Origin of the sequence: Intestinibacillus massiliensis, from assembly GCF_900155735.1 — a bacterium.
In the GTDB taxonomy this organism is placed as follows: domain Bacteria; phylum Bacillota; class Clostridia; order Oscillospirales; family Butyricicoccaceae; genus Intestinibacillus; species Intestinibacillus massiliensis.
The window spans coordinates 1-1,381 of record NZ_LT707060.1 but is presented as its reverse complement, the minus strand read 5'-3'; the positions used below and the strand labels follow the sequence as shown (position 1 = coordinate 1,381).

The window sequence follows — 1,381 nt, the reverse complement described above, 5'->3', positions numbered from 1 at the left end:
CGCATCCGTCCCGCAAGGCCGACCCGCTCGAGCGCCTCCGCGGCGCGCGCCTCGCGCTCCTTACGCGGCACCCCGCGGAACAGCAGCGGGAGCGCGACGTTTTCCAGGGCGTTGAGGTCGGGCGACAGCCGGAAGCTTTGGAACACGAACCCGATCTCCCGCCCGCGCAACGTGGCCAGTTCGCGGTCGCCCATCGCGCCCACGTCCCGCCCGCCGAGCAGGTAACGCCCGCTGGTCGGGCTGTCCAGGCAGCCGAGGATCTGCATCAGCGTCGTTTTGCCGGAGCCGGACGCGCCGATGATGGATAAAAATTGCCCGTCCGGCACGGTGAGGTTGATATCGCGCAGGGCGTGCACCCCGCCCTTGTCATATATTTTACAGACATTGTCCAGTGTAATCAAGTGGCATTTCCCCTTTCCCCCTTAGTATGCGGAAAAAGGCGCGGCGCATACGGGGTTGCAAAAAAGCCAGGCGCATGATGCGCCTGGCCTCTGAAAGCGTCCCCCGCCCGGTTTACGGGGGAACGGACCATATGCAAAACAAAGGCATGCCCCATCNAGGTCGACGCAGTCGTCCGACAGGCGCGCGCGGATCTCCCCGAGCGCCGCCGCGGGGCCGCAGCGGTCGCATTTGTTGAGGAACACGAAGGTGGGGATGGACAGCGCCTCCAGCCGCCGCCAGATCGTCTCCGTGTGCCCCTGCACGCCGTCGGGCGCGGATACGACCAGGATGGCCGCGTCCAGGATGGCAAGCGTGCGCTCCATCCCGGCGGCAAAGTCGGCATGCCCCGGCGTGTCCACAAGCTGGTAAACGTCCCCGCCGTGCGTAAAGGACGCCTGCCCCGCAAAAACCGTGATCCCGCGGGCGCGCTCGACCGGGTCGGTATCGAGGAACGCGTCGCCATGGTCGACCCGCCCGCGCGTGCGCAGCGCACCGCCGTGGTACAGGAGCTGCTCGGACAGCGTCGTCTTCCCCGCGTCCACATGCGCGAGCACGCCGATCGTCTTATACATGCGGCGCCCCTCCTCCCAAGCACAAATGATAGTAGTAGTATAGCAAACTTTACGGCCTCCTACAAGCGCAGTTCTTAAAAAGAACGTTGACAAACAGAACATTTGTTTCTATTATAATGCGTAAGCTTTGCATCCCAAAAGCGAAGGATCGGCGGCGGCGGACGCCCGGCAGCCCGGGTATCCACCGCCGGGAAAGGAGGGGGTTTCCCTGTTCTCACAGCATAAAATCGCGGCGCTCACAAACTTGCTCGCCGCCCTGCCGGACGAGCCGCAGCTTTCCGCGCAGGAACTGAAGGCCTATTTCGACAGCAGCCCGGAAGAGCTGCGGCGGGCGGTAAACGGCGTGTGCGACGACGGCACGGCGCTCG

General features: G+C 64.5%; 3 protein-coding genes. 1 reads left to right on the top strand and 2 read right to left on the bottom strand.

Going from position 1 to position 1,381, the window contains the following annotated elements:
- On the bottom strand, positions 1–401 hold a 401-nt coding region (locus CZ203_RS11360), incomplete at its 3' end, for an ABC transporter ATP-binding protein (protein WP_143436233.1).
- A gap of 21 nt (positions 402–422) precedes the next feature.
- Positions 423–1,013, bottom strand: a complete 591-nt coding sequence (locus CZ203_RS11355; protein ID WP_087066250.1) for a GTP-binding protein — start codon at positions 1,011–1,013, stop codon at positions 423–425.
- A 127-nt stretch (positions 1,014–1,140) separates the two neighbouring features.
- On the opposite strand from CZ203_RS11355, the gene CZ203_RS11350 reads away from it, so the two are divergent.
- On the top strand, positions 1,141–1,381 hold a 241-nt coding region (locus tag CZ203_RS11350; RefSeq protein ID WP_143436203.1), incomplete at its 3' end, for a hypothetical protein.